At 48.8% G+C, this 19,129-nt stretch carries 15 protein-coding genes; 1 reads left to right on the top strand and 14 read right to left on the bottom strand.

Features of this window, described 5'->3' with window-relative positions; all coding sequences use genetic code 11:
• Positions 1-36 precede the first annotated feature (36 nt).
• From recQ to purC, 13 genes are all read right to left on the bottom strand, one after another.
• On the bottom strand, positions 37-2,265 hold the full coding sequence (recQ, locus tag ACEW9I_RS23785; RefSeq protein ID WP_373542811.1) for a DNA helicase RecQ: 2,229 nt from the start codon (positions 2,263-2,265) through the stop codon (positions 37-39).
• Between the two features lie 400 nt (positions 2,266-2,665).
• Entirely contained in the window at positions 2,666-4,252 is a 1,587-nt protein-coding gene (locus tag ACEW9I_RS23780; protein WP_373542810.1) for a metallophosphoesterase, read from the bottom strand.
• 171 nt (positions 4,253-4,423) lie between these two features.
• The gene (clpB, locus tag ACEW9I_RS23775) at positions 4,424-7,048 is read right to left on the bottom strand and encodes an ATP-dependent chaperone ClpB (RefSeq protein ID WP_373542809.1); all 2,625 of its coding nucleotides are present in this window, start codon (positions 7,046-7,048) and stop codon (positions 4,424-4,426) included.
• Between the two features lie 234 nt (positions 7,049-7,282).
• Complete coding sequence (locus ACEW9I_RS23770) at positions 7,283-7,711, bottom strand: J domain-containing protein (RefSeq protein ID WP_373542808.1); 429 nt, start codon at positions 7,709-7,711, stop codon at positions 7,283-7,285.
• 11 nt (positions 7,712-7,722) lie between these two features.
• Positions 7,723-9,084, bottom strand: a complete 1,362-nt coding sequence (locus ACEW9I_RS23765; protein ID WP_373542807.1) for an O-antigen ligase family protein — start codon at positions 9,082-9,084, stop codon at positions 7,723-7,725.
• Positions 9,050-10,492, bottom strand: a complete 1,443-nt coding sequence (locus ACEW9I_RS23760) for an IctB family putative bicarbonate transporter (RefSeq protein WP_373542806.1) — start codon at positions 10,490-10,492, stop codon at positions 9,050-9,052. Before ACEW9I_RS23760 ends, ACEW9I_RS23765 begins: the two co-directional genes overlap by 35 nt.
• 30 nt (positions 10,493-10,522) lie before the next feature.
• Positions 10,523-10,834 carry a photosynthetic/respiratory NAD(P)H-quinone oxidoreductase subunit E gene (gene nuoK, locus ACEW9I_RS23755; protein WP_373542805.1) on the bottom strand — a complete coding sequence of 104 codons (312 nt, stop codon included), beginning with the start codon at positions 10,832-10,834 and terminating at the stop codon, positions 10,523-10,525.
• 55 nt (positions 10,835-10,889) lie between these two features.
• Positions 10,890-11,477, bottom strand: coding sequence for an NADH-quinone oxidoreductase subunit J (locus tag ACEW9I_RS23750; protein WP_373542804.1), 588 nt, complete (start codon positions 11,475-11,477; stop codon positions 10,890-10,892).
• Between the two features lie 85 nt (positions 11,478-11,562).
• Positions 11,563-12,120, bottom strand: a complete 558-nt coding sequence (gene ndhI / locus ACEW9I_RS23745) for an NAD(P)H-quinone oxidoreductase subunit I (protein ID WP_373542803.1) — start codon at positions 12,118-12,120, stop codon at positions 11,563-11,565.
• Between the two features lie 75 nt (positions 12,121-12,195).
• The gene (gene nuoH / locus ACEW9I_RS23740) at positions 12,196-13,314 is read right to left on the bottom strand and encodes an NADH-quinone oxidoreductase subunit NuoH (protein WP_373542827.1); all 1,119 of its coding nucleotides are present in this window, start codon (positions 13,312-13,314) and stop codon (positions 12,196-12,198) included.
• 136 nt (positions 13,315-13,450) lie between these two features.
• A complete protein-coding gene (locus ACEW9I_RS23735) occupies positions 13,451-13,753 on the bottom strand; it encodes a hypothetical protein (RefSeq protein ID WP_373542802.1) in 303 nt (100 codons plus the stop codon).
• 186 nt (positions 13,754-13,939) lie between these two features.
• Positions 13,940-16,129 (bottom strand): BamA/TamA family outer membrane protein, encoded by a 2,190-nt coding sequence (locus ACEW9I_RS23730; protein WP_373542801.1) that lies wholly within the window; start codon positions 16,127-16,129, stop codon positions 13,940-13,942.
• A gap of 91 nt (positions 16,130-16,220) precedes the next feature.
• Positions 16,221-16,949, bottom strand: a complete 729-nt coding sequence (purC, locus tag ACEW9I_RS23725) for a phosphoribosylaminoimidazolesuccinocarboxamide synthase (protein WP_373542800.1) — start codon at positions 16,947-16,949, stop codon at positions 16,221-16,223.
• Between the two features lie 330 nt (positions 16,950-17,279).
• Between purC and ACEW9I_RS23720 the strand changes: the two genes are divergently transcribed.
• Positions 17,280-17,555 carry a hypothetical protein gene (locus ACEW9I_RS23720; RefSeq protein ID WP_373542799.1) on the top strand — a complete coding sequence of 92 codons (276 nt, stop codon included), beginning with the start codon at positions 17,280-17,282 and terminating at the stop codon, positions 17,553-17,555.
• Between the two features lie 58 nt (positions 17,556-17,613).
• On the opposite strand, the gene ACEW9I_RS23715 is transcribed toward ACEW9I_RS23720, so the two are convergent.
• Complete coding sequence (locus ACEW9I_RS23715; RefSeq protein WP_373542798.1) at positions 17,614-19,074, bottom strand: Hpt domain-containing protein; 1,461 nt, start codon at positions 19,072-19,074, stop codon at positions 17,614-17,616.
• Positions 19,075-19,129 lie beyond the last annotated feature (55 nt).

Below are 19,129 nucleotides of genomic sequence, written 5' to 3'. Positions count from 1 at the left end.
TAGTTCCAGGTGAGGAACGATCCCATTTACTAGCCGTTAATCGGCGATCTCCCGATCGCTGAGTCTCGCTCTGACAAGCTTAATTTCTTCGTAATTATAATCCTCACCGAGCTGTTCTTTGATCGGTGTGAGCCTTTCGGCTCCGACGATTTTCATTGCTTGGGCGATCGCCGTCGCTCGATCGGGTGGTACGATCCGATCGATATCGACCTCATAGCCACACTCCATCAACTTGATGAGATGATCGGCGATGGTAGTCTCGCGTACGGAGCGTTTGGTAGCGATCTCAGCGAGGCTCAAACCACGTTGATACATGTCGAGCGTTTCCAGATGGGTCTGAGATATATCTCTTCTACGGGGTGGCGAGGGATCTAGTGGCGGCGTCGGATCGGATTCGGTTTGGACGGATAAGCCAGATTCGGCTCTAAAGGCTCTGATTTCACCCGTGAACATTTCCCCATACTGAGCGAGTTTTCGTGCCCCTACACCGGAAATTTGGGCAAATTGGGCGAGGGTTTGGGGTTGCTGTTGTGCCATCAGTCTGAGGCTGGAATCGGCAAAAATAACGTAGGGTGGCACTTTATTGGCGTCTGCGTACTGCTTGCGAAGTTTGTGGAGACGGTTGTAGAGAGATTGAATTTCGGCAGTATTGGTACTGATATCTGGGGTTTCGGCGGTGGGGAGACTCGGCGCAATGGCGATCTCTACTTTGCGCTGACTTTTGAGGACTTCCCAGCTTAGGGAATTTAGTGTCAACACCGAATAACCATCGCTAGTCTCATCAACCAAGCCTTGATGCAGTAGCGATCTGCCCAAGATCCGCCATTCATTTTGGGTGCGATCTTTGCCGATACCATAAGTAGAGAGAGTATCGTGTCCATTCTTTAAGACTCGATCGCTTTTGGAACCGCGCAGGACATCGATCGTGTAAGCTAGTCCAAAGTTGCGCCCCTGTTTGCTAAATCTCGCTACGCAGGAAAGTAGCTTCTGGGATTCGATCGTCCAGTCCGAAATCGGGCGTGGGTATTTACAGTTGTCACAATTATCGCAGTTACCTGGGAAACTCTCGCCAAAGTAACCCAACTGAATGATCCGGCGACATTCAGTCGCTTCAGCATAATTTATCACCCGCCGCAATTGTTGCGTTGCGATTCTTTGTTCTTCTTCGAGTGCCATCCCCGTCTCGCGATCGATCTTTTGCGCGATCAGATACTCGATCGTCTTGATATCTCCCATCCCAAAATACAGCGTACAATGAGCGGGTTCGCCATCCCGTCCGGCGCGTCCCGACTCTTGATAATAACCTTCAATATTGCGCGGTAGATCGTAGTGAATTACAAACCGCACGTCGGGTTTATTAATCCCCATTCCAAAGGCGACTGTGGCAATCATCACCTGGACATCATCACGGATAAAACTATTTTGATTGTTGGTGCGCGTCTGGCTATCTAGTCCCGCATGATAAGGTAAAACTTTAATCCCATCATGCTGCAATTTAGTTGTCAGTTCATCGACCTTCTTCCGACTCAAACAGTAGATAATTCCTGCCCCTTTTGACTGCTTGACTTGAGCCAGCAATTCTTTGTATGGAGTAGTCGTTTTGCGACGGACTTCATAATATAAATTCGGACGATTGAAACTTGCGACATGAATAGCTGGTTCGCGCAGATCGAGCTGAGTGATGATATCCTGGCGAACGCGATCGGTTGCTGTCGCTGTCAATCCCAACCAGGGCACCTTGGGAAAATAGTGGCGTAATTGCGATAATTTCCGATAGTCGGGACGGAAATCATGACCCCATTCGGATACACAATGCGCCTCATCGATCGCAAATCCCGCAATCCCCACTTCTTGATGCAAATCGACCAGAAAGTTACTGATAAACTCCTGATTCAACCGTTCTGGCGCGAGATACAATAATTTAATCTCGCCATTATAAATAGCCGCCGCCCGATCGCGTCTTTCTTCGGTCGTAATGCTACTATTCAAGAAAGTAGCAGCAATCCCATTGTCAGCGAGTTGTTGTACCTGATCCTGCATCAGCGCGATCAATGGCGATACCACGATCGTTACGCCTTGCTTGAGTAATGCTGGTAACTGGAAACAAAGTGACTTCCCGCCACCCGTGGGCATCACTACCAATAAGTCGCGATTGGCTATAGCTGTAGTAATGATATCCCGTTGCCCAGGTCGAAACTCTTCATACCCAAAGTAATGCTTTAACGCCTGTTCTAGGGTTTCAAATTGGGTCGAGCCAGCAAGCATAAGAGTTGGGAGGTGGGAGCGATGCGCGATCGCCTTTGTTTCCAGACGGTTTAGCGCATCAAGACAGTTGGGAGAGAGAAATACTCAGACTACTATGTCAAAGAGTATACAGTAGATGGTTCAAAAATACTCGCGATCGACCGATCTAAAATAATTTTAGCGACTTTTCACTCCAGAGTTTCAAGGATATACTATTTAACGTCAGTTCGGTTTAAGGCTATTGACTCCATCCCAATATTGCCACCGATTAAAATCTCCAAGCTCTTCTTATCCCGAATTGACGGCATTTACGGTACGATTCAGTGCTTCCCTGTCCACTGCGAGTGTGATATCGGGTGAAGATCGCTGCCGCGAAGGATTTTAGCTCTCACTCACCGCCGATCGATTGATGCGGTAGTATTCAATCGGATCGTTGCGCCAATTCACTTGGATAGTATTGCCACTGGAGCTGATGATATTCGGCGACTTGGGGCTTGAGTTTGAATTTTAAAGTCGATCCAGGTAACACATCAACTTGTAGAAAGGAGTAAGGATGCTTTTTGAGCGCGCCGCGTCCGGTCTTACCGATAAACTGATGAGACACTGCGACATCCCGTAACTGTCCATCGATCCGTTCCTGGAGGACGTTACCTTCAGCGCGTTGGCGACGGAGACTAAACCCACTCCCCCCACAGATCGCCCATTTGATCCCACGATCGGCGTGACCAGTGTCTAGGGTTTCAAGATATTCAAAGCAATGAGCGTGACCAGACAATACTAGATCGACTAAGGGTCGATTGGCGATGAGCTTTGTCAATTTTAGTTCGACTCGATCGAATACTTGACGCAAATAATGGCGCACTGCTAGGGTTTGACCCTGATGCCATTTGGTCGCTTCGGTCACATAGGGGGGATGATGAAAATAAATCATCCGCCCTCGGACGGCTGGATCTTGCCAAGATTCGATCAGTCCCCGCTCTAGCCACTCCAACTGCTCGAAATCGATCTGCTCGTGAACTGTATTGGGATCTAGTTGCTTTTCCAGATCGCGAATTGATTCTTCTAAATGTTCGATCCTACCGAGCAGCTCGTCGAGGGATTCAGGGGCTGCTGGCGTCGGCTGTGCTGCTGCCTGGGGATCTAAATTTTGGATGATTTGGAGGTACCGTTCGCGCTCGGCTTGTAACCTGTCGAGATCTGCGAGCAGTGTCTGGCGGTGACGTTCGCCCTGTGCGCTGGATTCGATCGGTAACGGGGCATTAAAGGTATTGGAATCGAGCGCGAAAAAGTCAATTCCCCCATAGCGAAACCGATAATAGCGATTGGGGATGCGGGTAAATTTCCCTGGTTGATAGTTCAACCCTTTGCCTGTAGAAGTTGGCACTGTATAGTGCCGCTCCAGATGCTGTTGCAGTTCTGATTCGGGGATCTCCTGGAGATAGTCCAAGAAGGCTCTAGCATAGGCATCGCCCTGATAAGAGCCATGCCAACCGACATCCAAGTCGATCGAGTACCGAAAAGCTTGTCGCAACGGGCGCAATAACTGCGATAGCACACCATAAACGATCGGAAGATCGTAGTAGTCATGATTGCCAAGTACGGGTAAAAACGGGCGATTGAAGACCATCGAGTCGTAGCGGATCTGCTCTAAATTGCGATCGCCACCGACTAGTAATTCTTGGTACGGTCGAATAAAATTCTCTGGATACTGTTCGCTCGATCCGACTAGATAGACGACATCGCCAGTATGCAAGATAAATTTGGCAGTGGGTGCCGATTCGATCATTAGCTTCGCTACGCGCCGCTGGGGACTATCGCGCTGATGAACGCCATTCCCGCTATCTCCCAGTACGCAAAATGTGAACCCTTGAGCTGGATCGAGATCGTCATCTATTTCCAGTCGTGTTCGATCGATCCCTAGCTGTTGGAATAATGGATGATGCCACCGCATTCTTTCGTGCATTTTGGCAATCTTGCGCTCGATCGTCGGATCGGAAACTAACTTCATCACTAATTAATTTGAGCTATCTCGTTTATTTTAGCGAGGATTTATGCTCGATCGAGATTCTGACCTCAATTAAAGTTTGTGTAGCAAGTTGTAGTTGACGATCGAGCTGAAGATGACATCCTTAACAGCAGCGGTACTGACAAGGGGGATCGCGCGATCCCCCATTGAGAGTTAGGTTTCTGACATCACAATCGTGGCGGGTAGCCGACTGAAAGCAAGATGCTCATTTTGCACCTCCACAAATACAGTATCTCCTTCTTTGAAGTCACCTCGCAGAATTCCTTTGGCGAGGATCGTTTCTAGCTCTTTTTGGATTGTCCGTTTGAGTGGACGCGCACCATAAACTGGGTCATAGCCAGTATTTACCAAGAAATCTAGCGCAGATTCAGCGAGTTTGAGTGACAGTTTGCGCTCGGCTAACCGTTTTTCGAGCCGCCCCACTTGGATTTTGACAATGCTCCGCAGTTGATTTTTGTGGAGACTATGGAAGATGATCGTATCGTCGATCCGATTGAGAAACTCGGGTCTGAAATTCTTGGTGAGCGCATCCAATACCCGCTCTTTCATCTGGAGGTATTTAGAGTCATCGCCCCCCAAGTCTAGAATAAATTGAGAACCAATATTACTGGTCATAATAATTACCGTATTCTTGAAGTCTACCGTCCGACCTTGGGAATCAGTAACGCGTCCATCGTCGAGCACTTGGAGCAAGACGTTGAATACATCGGGATGCGCTTTCTCAATTTCGTCGAACAAGATGACGGCGTAGGGGCGACGGCGGATACTTTCCGTGAGTTGTCCCCCTTCTTCATAACCCACATAGCCAGGAGGCGCACCAATCAAGCGTGAGACAGCGTGTTTCTCCATATACTCGGACATATCAATCCGGATCAGGGCATCCTCCGCGTCAAATAGGTAGTTGGCGAGAGTTTTAGCCAATTCGGTTTTACCGACGCCTGTGGGGCCGAGGAAGATGAAGCTGGCGATCGGTCTGTTGGGGTCGGATAGTCCTGCCCGCGACCGCTGGATCGCTTCTGCGACAGCGGTGACGGCTTCATCTTGCCCGATGACGCGACGGTGGAGTTCATCTTCGAGGTAGAGGAGTTTTTCGCGCTCGGTTTCGACTAGTTTAGTCAGTGGAATTCCCGTCCATTTGGAGATGATTTCGGCGATATCGGCTTCGGTTACTTCTTCGCGGAGCAGGGATTTTCCGGTGGTTTGAGATTGCGCGAGTTGGACTTCAGCGGCTGCTAGTTTGGCTTGCAGTTCGATCAGTTTGCCAAATTTGAGTGCGGAAGCCTGCGCGAGATCGTAAGTGCGTTCGGCTTGTTGGATCTCGATATTCACTGCATCCATTTCTTCTTTAGTGGTTTGGATGTTGGTGATGATATCTTTTTCCGATTGCCATTGAGCGGTGAGCGCGCGTTGTTCTTCTTTGAGATCGGCGAGTTCTTTTTCGATCTTCTGCAAGCGTTCGCGGGCGGCGGTGGAGGTATCTTTATTGACTGATAGCCGTTCCATTTCGAGTTGCAGCACTTTACGATCGATCTCGTCGAGTTCTTCGGGCTTGGAGGTGATCTCCATCTTCAATCGAGCGGCGGCTTCATCCATCAGATCGATCGCTTTATCTGGCAAAAACCTGTCGCTAATATAGCGAGTTGACAGGGTTGCCGCAGCGACGAGGGCGTTGTCGGAAATTTTGACACCATGATGGACTTCATAGCGTTCTTTGAGACCCCGTAGAATGGAGATCGTATCTTCGACACTCGGCTGATCGACATATACTTGTTGAAAACGGCGTTCGAGGGCGGCATCTTTTTCGATATACTTACGGTATTCGTCGAGAGTTGTCGCACCGATGCAGCGTAGCTCACCCCGCGCCATCATTGGCTTGAGCAGGTTGCCTGCATCCATCGCGCCTTGAGTCGCACCCGCACCAACGACGGTATGAATTTCGTCAATAAATAAGATGATTTGACCTTGGGATTCGGTGACTTCTTTGAGTACAGCTTTGAGTCTTTCTTCAAATTCGCCCCGATATTTGGCACCTGCAATTAGGGCACCCATATCGAGTGAAATCAGTGTCCGATCTTTGAGAGATTGAGGGACATCACCACTAATAATTCGCTGTGCCAAACCTTCGGCGATCGCTGTTTTACCGACACCAGGTTCACCAATTAAGACTGGATTATTTTTAGTCCGTCGGGACAGGATTTGGATCGTGCGCCGAATTTCGTCATCGCGTCCGATCACTGGATCGAGTTTGCCACGACGGGCAAAGTCAGTCAGATCGCGTCCGTATTTAGAGAGCGATTCGTATTTGCCTTCAGGGTTTTGGTCGTTCACTTTTTGACTACCACGAATTTGGGAGACGATTGTTTTTAGCTTCTTTTCTTCTAACTTAAATTCATTAAAAAGCTGCTTACCCAATCGATCGTCTTGGAGATAGGCAAGCAAGAGATGCTCGATCGAAATAAAATCATCACCATAATCCTGGCGATATTTATCGGAGCGATCGAGTAAAGTATCGACACTCCTGCCTAGATAAACAGAGCCAATCGTCCCAGATATCTTGGGCTGTTTGTGGATATAGTTTTCTAGTTCTTGGCGAAATTGGCTGAGATTTACACCCGCTTTGGAAAGGATGCTCGTTGCCAAGCCATCTTGTTCGAGCAGAGCTTTGAGGAGATGCTCTGACTCCATCTGCTGTTGCTGAGCAGCCTTGGCGACATCGAGCGTATTGGTGACAGCCTGCCAAGCTTTTTCGGTAAATTGTTGGGGGTTGTTTGGTTGCATAATGCGACTAGGAATAAATTTTTTATATAAGTAACTGGGTAAATGCAGGAATTCACCTTGGTTACTTCCTCATTGTAGTGAGTTCGATCGAGTGGGTAGGATCGGTATTTACGATATAGCTGTTAGGTATTGGTGCAATTAGGCAATGAACGTCAGTGTCTTGGCAAGAAGACACTGACGTTCAATTAGCGGGCAACTGTTGCGCTCCAACTCCTTTCCCGATCGACATCTCACTCAAATCTCACCCCTGGCAATCCCGATCGAGATCGCTAAGATCAGGCAGCCGAGAAATGTCACAATTAACATAAATAAAGCAAAAATTTCCCCACCAGAGAGCGGTCGATCGGTGGGATCGAGATATGCTGAAGAGCGATAGCGATCGGGTCGAGGCTGGAGCGTGGTAAATCGTGGGGTCGATTGGATGACAAAGACTCGCGAATAGCCGATCTCTAGATCGTATGCCGAGCGTCGCTCGGGGTGACTGATAGTCGCGTAGGCTTCATTCAGGGCTTGAAATTTGACGATGGCTGTTGCCGTGCTGAGTTTGGTAGTGTCGGGATGGTATTTTTTGCTCAGCTCCCGATAAGCACGCCGAATTTCGATCGGTGACGCGCTAGCATGTACACCCAATCGATCGTAATAATTTTGCTGTTGATTGTTCACCGGATCGCTCACTAGCTAATAGATCTGGCGCGATAGACTACCCCACACATACTCGCCAAAATTAGCCAAGCGTGAGTATTTAAGCGCAATTCTAAGGCGGTCACATCAGTGATATTAAATATTATAAACCCGCCAAAAGCAACTAGATAGGTAAAAAAGATCGTCCGTTCCGATCGCCATTGGAGGGGAAAGTTGAGCAACAGGATCGTAGACTGTGCCAGAATCCAGCCGACAATCGCGCACAAGCCAAGCGTGGCGGGGATTCCCAGATTGGAAGCTAGCATCATGAGCAGATTGTGGGGATAGCCCAACCAATACTGGCTATACTCCTGGTACAGTGGGCCAAAGCTCTGCAATCCCCACCCAGTCAACGGGCGTGCTTGGATGAGCTGCCACGCAAATTTCCATTGCGATACCCGCGTCAGTGCCAAGGGTCTGTCGGGGTACATTTCATCCGTGATCCGTGCCCAAAAATAACGCGGGACGATCGATCGCAGTGTTTCTTTGAGTGGTGATGGCGCATAAGCGGCACTCAAAATCACCGTCCCGATCGCACTCACAATGCCCACCAGCCAGTACCACCCCTGATAAATAGTAAATACCAGTGTACCTACAACTGCCCCAGCCCAAGCCGCCCGCGAGCTAGTCAAGATTAGCGACACACTGCAAAGCACTAGAATTGCCACCAACCACCATAAAGTCGGTGATTTCCAGAATTTAGTCAGCTTTCCCGTACCGATCTCTGCTGGATGTTGCTCGTAAAGATCGGCAATCAAACCCAGCGCAAAGATCGATACCATCTGGAGATACAAAGCCAAGGGATTGGCATGTCCAAACACCGATGACATCCGCCCGACTGGATTGCCCAAGGGGTACATCTGCCAGACATATCCTGGCGTACCTGGAATTGGGAAATCGCCGCCCCACCCCAAAAGCTGCACCAATCCCAACACCACGATCGGCAGTGCGGGAATCGTCATCATCCCAGCTAATTGCCGTAATTGGACGGGGGACTGAATCAACATACTATAAGCCGCAAAAAAGGCAAAGAATGGCAAAAAATTGACCAACCCCAAAGCGGCATCACCAGGCTGAATTCCCCACAGCGATACCACAACCAGCCACGGCGAAAGCAGTGCCAAGCACCAATTTAAGCGATACCGGACGATCTCGCGCCCACAATGTTGCCACGTCTTGCCGACTGAAAATAAAATAAATAGCGCACCGACAAGCGGCACCAATGGAAAAATAGTAAATCCAATCCGCGCCGATTTCCACGCTGATTGTAATTGCGATTTGGGATGTTGCCAATTCGATCCGGGTATCAGGGACAGCAAGTTAGGCATCGGCTCGATACTTGTGGCGGGTGTCATCAGTTGGAGGCGTACCGCGATCGATCTGCTTGCTGCTGGGATAAAAGCTCGCAATAATGCCGACGATCGACCACCACAAGGTTTGGATCTGGGGACGATACCACTCGGTATCGGTAGTGCCTTGACCGAGGAGGGCGACCATCGAGACGATCGCCGCCATCAGCCACACCGCCTGCATGTCTCTAGTTTGCCGCAATTTTGCCAAGCCTTGAACACCACAATTGAAAGTTACGACGATCGTCCACAGCAGCGCAGCAAACCCGATATAGCCAATTTCAACGATCGTTTCTAGAAAGAGTGAGTAGGCAGCAAGCGCACTGAAGCGGGGGCTAGTTTGATAAATCGGGTAAATCTGCTTGAACACCCGATCGCCTGGCCCAAAGCCGAATAGGGGTCGATCGTAAATCATTCTGCCAACTGCCTTCCACACTTCCAGTCGGACGTTATTACTACTATCTTTGCTACCACTAAAAATACTCAACACCCGATCGCGCAAGCTCGGGATGAGTAGCATGGCGACTCCGACGATCGCCACAATCGTACCTAGCGCGATCGGTAATGCCCACGATCTCCAAAACTTGGGCAATCCTGGATACAGCCAATAATAGATTAATGCCGCCGCGACCAAGACGCCCAACAATGCGCCCACCCAAGCACCACGAGAGTACGTTACCTGTAAGCAATATGTGTTGACAACTACCATCACGATCGCCAATGCTTTGGGCAACCAACCGCGCCAAATAAAGTAGGCAGCGATACTAAAAGCGATCGCTGGTAACAGATATCCAGCTAGCAGATTGGGATTATTGAGATAACTATATACCCGCGTCGTCTTCGCCAGTATAGACTCAGCATCTACCCAAGTCGCCAACTGTTTGGCACCATAAATGGATTGATGAACGCCATAAACACTGACAATCAGCGCAACATGTAGATAAATCCCGATCAGCCAGTTCCGAATCCGCGCTGAGCGATACAACCGCGCCAACATCAAAAATAATAGCAAGTAGAGGCTGACCAAATTCAGCCCTCTCACCGCCGCAGCTTTCGCTGGTGATAATCCCGCCGAAACTGCGGAGATCCCCCAGAACACCAGCAGGGTGATATGGATGGGTGTAATCCCGCCACCACGATTGTCAGCTAGCGTCAACAAGATCCAAAAAGCCGCTACACCAGCGAGTATCAACGCGATCGTTTCTGTTGATAATCCAGGCGTAGAAGGGATAAAGGGCGAGACAACAAACACGAGCGACGTCAAAATCGCGCCAATCTCGTCGCCCCACTGCATCACCCAACTCTGCTGTCGCCAAGAGCGGAGACTCCCCACCCAGCGATGCACATAGCTAGCATCAACCCATCTGTCTGCGGATAAGTCCGATAATGTCAGGCGTTGCCACAAAGAATACATCAAAATAAGTCACAACCTCAACTTAAAAAACTACCACTTGAGTAAATTAAATTGTTCCATATCCACGGTATCGCGGTTGCGATAAATCGATAAGACGATCGCTAGTCCTACCGCTGCTTCCGCTGCGGCGATCGCAATCACAAATACAGTAAATACTTGTCCCTTGATTTCGGCTGGATCGATGTAGTTAGAAAAACCCATCAGATTGAGATTGACTGCATTCAACATCAGCTCGATCGACATCAACACTCTTACTGCATTCCGACTAGTTATTAGTCCATAAATACCGATACAAAATAGCGCAGCAGCTAAGATTAAAAAATATTGTAATTGTAGTGTCATCTGGATACTGGCGATCGCTTCTAAATTTTACTCAAACTTCAACTCTCAACTGACTTTATTTCCCAACCAATTCGCGGGGACGTTCGGGTAACGTTAAACTATCTTGGCTGGAGATAGCACCGATCGTCTCGGGCATAAAATCACGGCGCGCCAAAATAATTGCCCCTACCATCGACATCAACAACAAGATTGAAGCCAATTCAAATGGTAATAGAAAATCAGTAAAAAAGTGCTTGGCTAATGGCACGATCGAACTCGCCAGCGGTACTGTGGTTGAGATCGACCACGGTGTCACCACCGAAACAGCACTCAACAGCGCAAATAAACCCACACAAACCAATGCAGTTGCACCTTGTCCCACCCAACCATTTTTGAGGGGTTTGAAGTCCTCACGTTTGTTTACCAACATGATCGCAAACAAGATCAAGACATTGACTGCGCCGACATACACCAAAATTTGGGCAGCGGAGACAAAATCAGCATTGAGGAGGATATAAATTCCCGCCATACTAATGAATACGCCACCCAATAGAAAAGCTGAATAGACAATATTGGCAAACAGAACTACGCCTAAAGCTGCCCCCAACATCAAGGCTGAGAGCAGTGCGAATGTAACTAACTGAACACCTTCAGCAATTTGCATTTTTGTTATTAGTTATTGATAGTTGATAATTTGGAAACCGATCCTGACTACTCACTATCGGCAGCAATCAGGATCGGTTTGTGCTCTATTTAGTGCTGTTAGCGCGTTGAGCACCATCGGGTAAATCGCGCGGGGACATTACACCTTTGGGCAGATATGCCATTGTGCGTAACGCTGTCACCATCGGATCGTCAGTCACTTTGGTGGGGAGGCGACCCAGAGCTACACTATCATAGTTGAGTTCATGGCGATCGAATGTTGCTAGTTCGTATTCTTCGGTCATCGAGAGGCAATTAGTCGGACAGTATTCGACACAGTTACCGCAAAAGATGCACACCCCAAAATCGATACTATAGCTATTGAGTTTCTTTTTCTTGCTAACTTTGTCATACTCATAATCAACCACTGGTAAGTTGATCGGGCAGACACGCACGCAGACTTCACACGAGATACATTTATCAAATTCAAAGTGAATCCGCCCCCGAAATCTTTCGGAGGGAATTAGTTTTTCGTAGGGGTATTGTACGGTCACCGGACGCCGCTGCATGTGATCGAATGTCACTGCCAATCCTTGACCGATATATTTGGCAGCTTGAGCGGTTTCTTTACCGTAATCGACTACTTGTTTGAGGAATTTCAGCATGATAATTTGAGACTGGGGGACTGGGTACTAGTGATATTTTTCCGACCCTAAAACCTAAAACCTAAAACCTAAAGCCTAACCCCCAAAAGCCGTGGGGAATGCCAATTTAAGTGCCGCAGTAATCAGCAAGTTGGCAAGCGCGATCGGTAGGAGGAATTTCCAGCCGAGATTGAGGAGTTGGTCGATCCGGACGCGGGGGACAGTCCAGCGAGTGATGATCGCTAGGAAGACTAGGAAATAAGCTTTGAGGACAGTCATCGCAATCCCGAGTGACGCATCGACGACTTGCACCCAAGAGGTTGTAGGATCGACACCGATCAGATCGCTCAATAACTCGATCGGGATCGGACTCGACCAACCGCCAAGATAGAGGATGGCGACCAATAATGCCGATAGTACTAGGTTAACGTAGGAGGCGATATAAAACAGGGCAAATTTCATCCCTGAGTATTCGGTCTGATAGCCAGCTACTAGCTCTTCCTCAGCCTCTGGGAGGTCAAAGGGCAGACGTTCGCATTCGGCAAGTGCGGAGATCCAGAAGATGACGAAACCGACTGGTTGTCGCCAGACATTCCAGGACAAAATCCCGTAGTCTGATTGTTGGGCGACGATATCGATCGTGCTGAGACTGTTGGACATCATCACGATCGCCAGTACTGACAAAGCGAGCGGAATTTCATAGCTGATCGACTGAGCCGCCGCCCGCAAGCCCCCAATTAATGAATACTTGTTATTGGACGCATAGCCAGACATCAACAAGCCGATCGGCACGATACTAGAGAAGGCAATCCATAAAAATACGCCTGTATTGACGTTGGTAATTACCAGATTCTGACCGAAGGGGACGATCAAGTAGGAGATAAATACTGGGAGTACGACGATAATCGGACCGATCGTGAACAGATACGGGTCGGCATTGGCGGGTGTGATATCTTCCTTGAATACCAACTTCAAACCATCAGCAACTGGCTGCAAGACACCCAATGGCCCCGCAAATTCTGGGCCGATCCGCTGTTGGACAGCCGCCGAAATTTTGCGTTCCAACCACACATTCACTAGCACGCCCACGGTGGCACCGATAATCATCAGCAGCATCGGAAACGGCATCCAGATGACTTTCGCCAGTTCGGCTGAGATACCAAGGTCGCTGAGGGATTGGATAAAAGTTCCCTGGAGGTCAATTCCTGAATTCATATTTCCCTGCTGGATATTCACGACGGCAGAAATCCATCCTCTGAGCTTGATTTGGGTTTTCCGACGATCGAGATAAATATTAGTACGATTTTCTCTACCAGTATATCGCCTCATCAGATCTGGCGATCGCCTAATTTCAACCTCTGGGTCGATAGAGACTACAGACAATTTTGCCATCTTTGCGCGATCGAAATGATGATAAATTGCCATCGGGGTCGGTGATCAAGCGATCGCGACAGTCATAGGATGCCGAGGGTTGGGCGATGCCGTCGATACTCACCATCGCCTGATATTGCCAGTAATTCTTGGCACTCCGCTTGATGTCTAGAATACAAATCCGCTGACTCTCAACCTGGCGGCAAAAATCCGCTCGCACTGGAACTACACTTATCAACCACAGCAACAACCCGATCGAAAATAATTTAAGGAAATTTGTCAACACCTATTGCTCGTTGGTCTACCCGATCGTGTGTAAATTCGATATTATAACTTCGTTCTAATACCGCCAACGATTAAAATCGTGGCTCATGATGCAAAGTCCGCCTGCGCGGACTGACATAATAGTCCGCGCAGGCGGACTTTGCATTATGAGCAGAGACTTCAGTCTCTAAGCTCTTCTTAACCGTTAGAACCTTTCCCCAATCCCAAACTGAATCCGAGTTTGAGAAAGATTATTGATCGCATAGTCAATCCGGATCGAACCCAACGCCGGAACGCTAATCCGCAGCCCCGCACCATACCCAAAACCATTGCCTGGTTTGCCCCGCAATCCGGCTGGATCGCCAGGTACGCTGCTACCACTGCCCAGATCGCTACCATAATCGACAAACAGCCCACCACCAACGATCGACACGAGCGGAAAGCGGTACTCAGCAGTAGCTTGGAAATAACTCCGCCCCGAACCGATATCGCCGTCCTCATAGCCGCGCACTGACGTACTCCCACCCAAGCTAAAGGCTTCATAGGGTGGTAAGTCGCCCACAATCGTCCCACCTTGGACATTCAATACTAGTGCTTGGGCACCTGGCGTGAAATTAATCAAACTCAGGGGCGTATAATTGGTGAAACTCGCTCTGGCTCTGGTCATAAAAATATTCCCCAGTCCGATCGGTGCTGACTGATCCAGCCCTAGCTTCAGCAGTGAGCCTTGAGTTGGCTCGGTGAAGTTGTTGCGTAAATCTTGAGTCAATCCTAGCTGCACCATCAGTAAGTCGTCCTCTCCGGTTTTGCTAAAAGTGAGATCGCGACCGCCGATTTGGGGGACGAGCGTGCCATTGGGAATCCCATTCCCACTATTGAAATTCTGAACGGAAACACGTTGATATTGTAGTCCGAGCGAGGCGCGCCAAGGACTATCGGCGTAAGGATTGCCATTGAGCGGACGACTGAAGGTAATCCCGCCCCCCTGTCTGACAATCAAGGGTGAGTCGCCAGTAGTGCTACCTACGGGGATACTCCCAGGTACGAACTGTGGCGTTGTCCCACCATTAAATATTAGCGATGTCGATCGCCGTGAGAAGATATTGGTAGTATATGATGTCCGATTGGGGTCGGTCGCGATCCACGGATCGGTAAAGCTCAAGTCACCCAGGAAGCCCGTTGTACCGAGTTGGACGTTGGCACCGATCGTTTGGGCATTACCGCCGACATTCAACTGGTTATAACCGATACTGGCAAACAATCCATTCGCCGAACTCAGTCCCCCACCAGCGACGATCGAGGAAGTCCTGCGCTCGATCACATTGAGCTGGAGGATCACTTTCGCCGGATCGCTACCAGGTGCAAAGGATACGCGCACATCATCAAATATCCCCAATCCAAAAATCCGCCGCAAATCTTTTTCAGCGGTGTTGCGATTAAAAATCTTGCCTGGTTTTAGCTCGGCTTCACGCGTGACGATAAAGGGACGCGTAATCCCTTTGAACGGGACGTTCTTGTCATCAACTAGCGAACCCTCTTTGTTCAAAAAGCGCACCTGGACATCTTCGATTAGTCCTTCGGCAATGACTAGTCTCAAGGTACCATCAGCCCCAAGTTCCTCTACGTCTACCACTTGGGCGAGGTTGTATCCCTGTTGTTGATAAAGTGCGTTTAATTGCTTAATCGCGGCTTGGAGTTCGACCGCATTTAGCGGTTTACCATACTGCACCTGAAAGATGCTGTCGATCTCTGTCTGCTTGAGGATAGTAGTGGTATTGGCTGGGAGCGTACCGATCTGGACTTGGCGGAGAGTACCGTATGGCGTCACTACAAAGCTGAGTCTGACCCCTTTAGCAGTATCTTCAGGGATGATTTCGACTGCTGAGAAAGCCCCCAACGCCCGCACCGCATTCAAGTTTTGCTCTAATTGCGCGCGAGTGGTCGGTTGTCCGGCTTTGACGGTCAGGGTTTGGCGAACTTTGGTTTCTAGATCGGGCGTCAAGGCTCCGGCGGGAGTGCGAATGATGATGTCGGAGACTAGTACCTGCTGCTGATTTGCGGCTGGTGGCGTCGCTGGTACCTGGCTCTGTGGCGACGGCTGAGTGGGCTTGGTGGTAGCGGCAGGTTTCTTGACTGGTTGTGCCTTCTTCGGTGCGGGCTTGCGAGTTTTTGGGTTCGATTGAGCGACTAGATCTTTGGCTGTGCGGATACTCACCGACTTGTGGCGGTCTCCGCCAGCGATCGCTCGTCGCACATCGATCGAACTTGCCAAACTCGTCGGCGGCGATACTAGTCGATCGATCTGAGTTGAATCGGCATGAGCCGATGGATGGTAAGAAATCTGCGCGATTGTGGCAACTGTAGCGACTAAAAGTAATTTAAATTTCAATTTCATGTTTGTATAGATTAAATAGTGATTGGCAGTCGATGGCTAGTGCAGACAGATCCAGATATCTTTAATCCACACCGCATCTATCCGCCCAACTCTACTCCCTGACTCCCAAAACTCTAGCTAGAACGGCTCGATAAGCATCTTCAACATTACCGAGATCGCGGCGAAACCGATCTTTATCCAAGACTCGTAAATCGGGATCGGGTTCCCCAGTCAGCCAGAGCCGACAACTATCTGGACTGATTTCATCCGCCAACAGGATCTGCTGGTGCTTATCTACCCCAAATTCAATTTTGAAGTCAACTAGTGTAATTGCACACTGTTTGAAAAAGTTTTGGAGGATATGATTTATCTGGATTGCTTTAGCGTGCAAGATATCCAGTTGGGCTGAAGTTGCCAATTCCATTAGCAGCAGCCGATCGCGTGTCAACAGTGGATCGCCCAGGGCATCGTTTTTGTAAAAAAATTCGACCAACGGCTGCGGTAAGATCGTCCCCAAGGCGATCCCAGTTTGTTGACAGAGACTACCCGCTGCAATGTTCCTGACGACTACTTCAATCGGCATGATTTGCACCGCCTTGACTCTCATCTCATCGGCTGCTGGGCAGTCGATATAGTGAGTAGCAATCCCTTGCGCCTCAATCTCGCGAAATAAGTGCGCCGCAATTTGACAATTGATCTCACCTTTACCCACGATCGTGCCGCGCTTTTGGGCGTTGAAAGCAGTAGCATCATCCTTGAAATAAGCTAGTAAGACATCTGGATCGTCCGTAGCGTATAGAATTTTGGCTTTACCTTCGTAAATCTGTCGATGACGATTCATGCTCAAATAGTTAGAATTGTAGTAACATCAAATCTCGATCGAAATCACTAGCTGTCGATCGGTATCCGTCAACAGTCAATCTTTAAATCTTAATCTACAGTGTTCCACTTTATTTGGTACGCACCTGCCTAACCAAAATTGTGGGGGTTAAGCAAACGTTCAAATCAGCACAAATTTAGCCAAATACCATCGGTCATCATGTGTGAGGCAATGATTGTCCCCCACCTACTCAAAGATCGATGCTTGCAGGCGGTCTTTTGTAGTCTCTGACCAAAGATCGCCAACTCTAGTCTAAATCCCATCTAGCGCGATCGATAGGACGCAATATCAATGTCAAAGCAGAGTGATTTCTTTTTGTACAACAATAACCGTTACAATGGTGAGTTTACGCCCGAATACTTGATCTTCAATAGTAACTTGCAAGAATTCACCCAGAAAGTCAGCTATATCTGTAGCCTCGAAACTGCTGGCAAACTCACCCCAGAAGAATCCTACCTGCAAATCAAAAGTCTGTGGAAAGACCTCAAGCGCAGCAAGAAATTATTAGGGATCGGGGCAAAGGACGATCCGAATCATCCCGATGACACAAGCGAACAGGAAGAATAAGCAATTCACAGCAAGGTTGCGGTCGGAAAACACAGCCTTAGCTGAGAATAGCTACCTGCTACTCATGACCCTTCCCAAAATCCGCTCGACCCCAGATTTCAGATAATAATAGATCTTCACCGCTCTTCATTGCGGGAGTTGATTTCCAGTGATGAGGCAAAATAATCCGATCGATCCAGCCGCGTTCGCTCACAGTTACAGGTGATAGTTGCTTGTAAATAGTGACAGTATGTTGGAGGTACGATCGCAACTCACTCAGGAATTCAGGCGTAAGCTGTGAGTGCAGTCCCGTACTCGCGAGATATTTTGCTACTGCAAAGATGACTTGATAGATACAACACTGACGATACAAATAGAGACTAGATTGCTGATAGAGCATCTCACCGAGTGATTCGCTGGGCGTACTCACACCTTGCAACAATAGTCCGATCCAGTGGTGAATATAATCCAAATCTGCCAAACCTTCAGCCATCACCAAGATCTCTAGATTCAACTCAGAGCGATCGGGCTGAATCTCCTGTCGAAACCAATCCCAACACAGTCGAATAACTTGGTTGAATAAGTGCTGATTATCGGTGCTAAATTCATGACGTTTGCGGAATTTGTCGCTTATCAAAAATGCTTGGAATGCGGTCAATTCTGCCTCTCCACTGACGATCTGCTCGATTTGGTCTGGGCGATCGATTTGGGGTGTTACCTGCACCGATGGAGCGGCAACTGGGGGGATGACGATCGCGATCGGTGTTGCCAGATCTGCCAACTCAGCACAAATACTCCCGCCCAGAGTGCGATCGCCTGCGAGGACATCGGTTTGAGCTTGTTGGAGGTTGACGACCGCTAGGAGCGCGATGGTATCGAGTTGGGTCGGATGATGGGACATGGCGGCAATAATTGCCTGATTGATTGCCAAGAAACCAGGCAATTCAAATGACTCGGCTAAGCTGCTACAGATATCTGTCACACTGTGCAGTACTGCCAAGATCTGGCTCGGATCGTGGGTAGCAATGACCGCGATCGCTTCATCAATCTGCTCCTGAATGGTAGTTTCAAAAATTGAAGCGACAATATCAAATCCCAACTCGATCGCTGTCGGTAAAGCGATGTCGGCTTCACTCCAATCACCCAGTTTCAATTTCAACTGTGCGAGGATAGCCGCGATCCGATCGCTAATTGCTGCTTCATCAACATCATACTGATTAACTTGAGCATTTAGACATTCATGTAGTTCTGAATAACCCGCCAATAATAAGGTCTGAATCGAGACATCAATCGTGACATCCAAGTCATAAAAGACTCGCGTCAGATCTTCAAAATCGTGAGCGATGCGCTCGATCGTTCCCAATCCCACATTAGCTGCCGCACCTTTGAGCGTGTGTAGTGCCCGCATCAGATTGTGAACCTTGGCGGTGGTATGCTCGTTGGGTAGCGTTAGGATTTCTCGCTCGATCGTCTGGAGCAATTCTGGTGCTTCAGCTAAGAAATAACTATAAGCTTGGACTTGGATATCTGAGTCGTTCATGATCGATCGGTTTACGGTTGATAGTTGATAGTTAACACTCGAATATTTGGCTCTG

This window comes from Chamaesiphon sp. (genome assembly GCF_041738855.1).
Taxonomy (GTDB): Bacteria; Cyanobacteriota; Cyanobacteriia; order Cyanobacteriales; family Chamaesiphonaceae; genus Chamaesiphon.
This window is presented reverse-complemented; position numbering and strand designations above follow the sequence as displayed.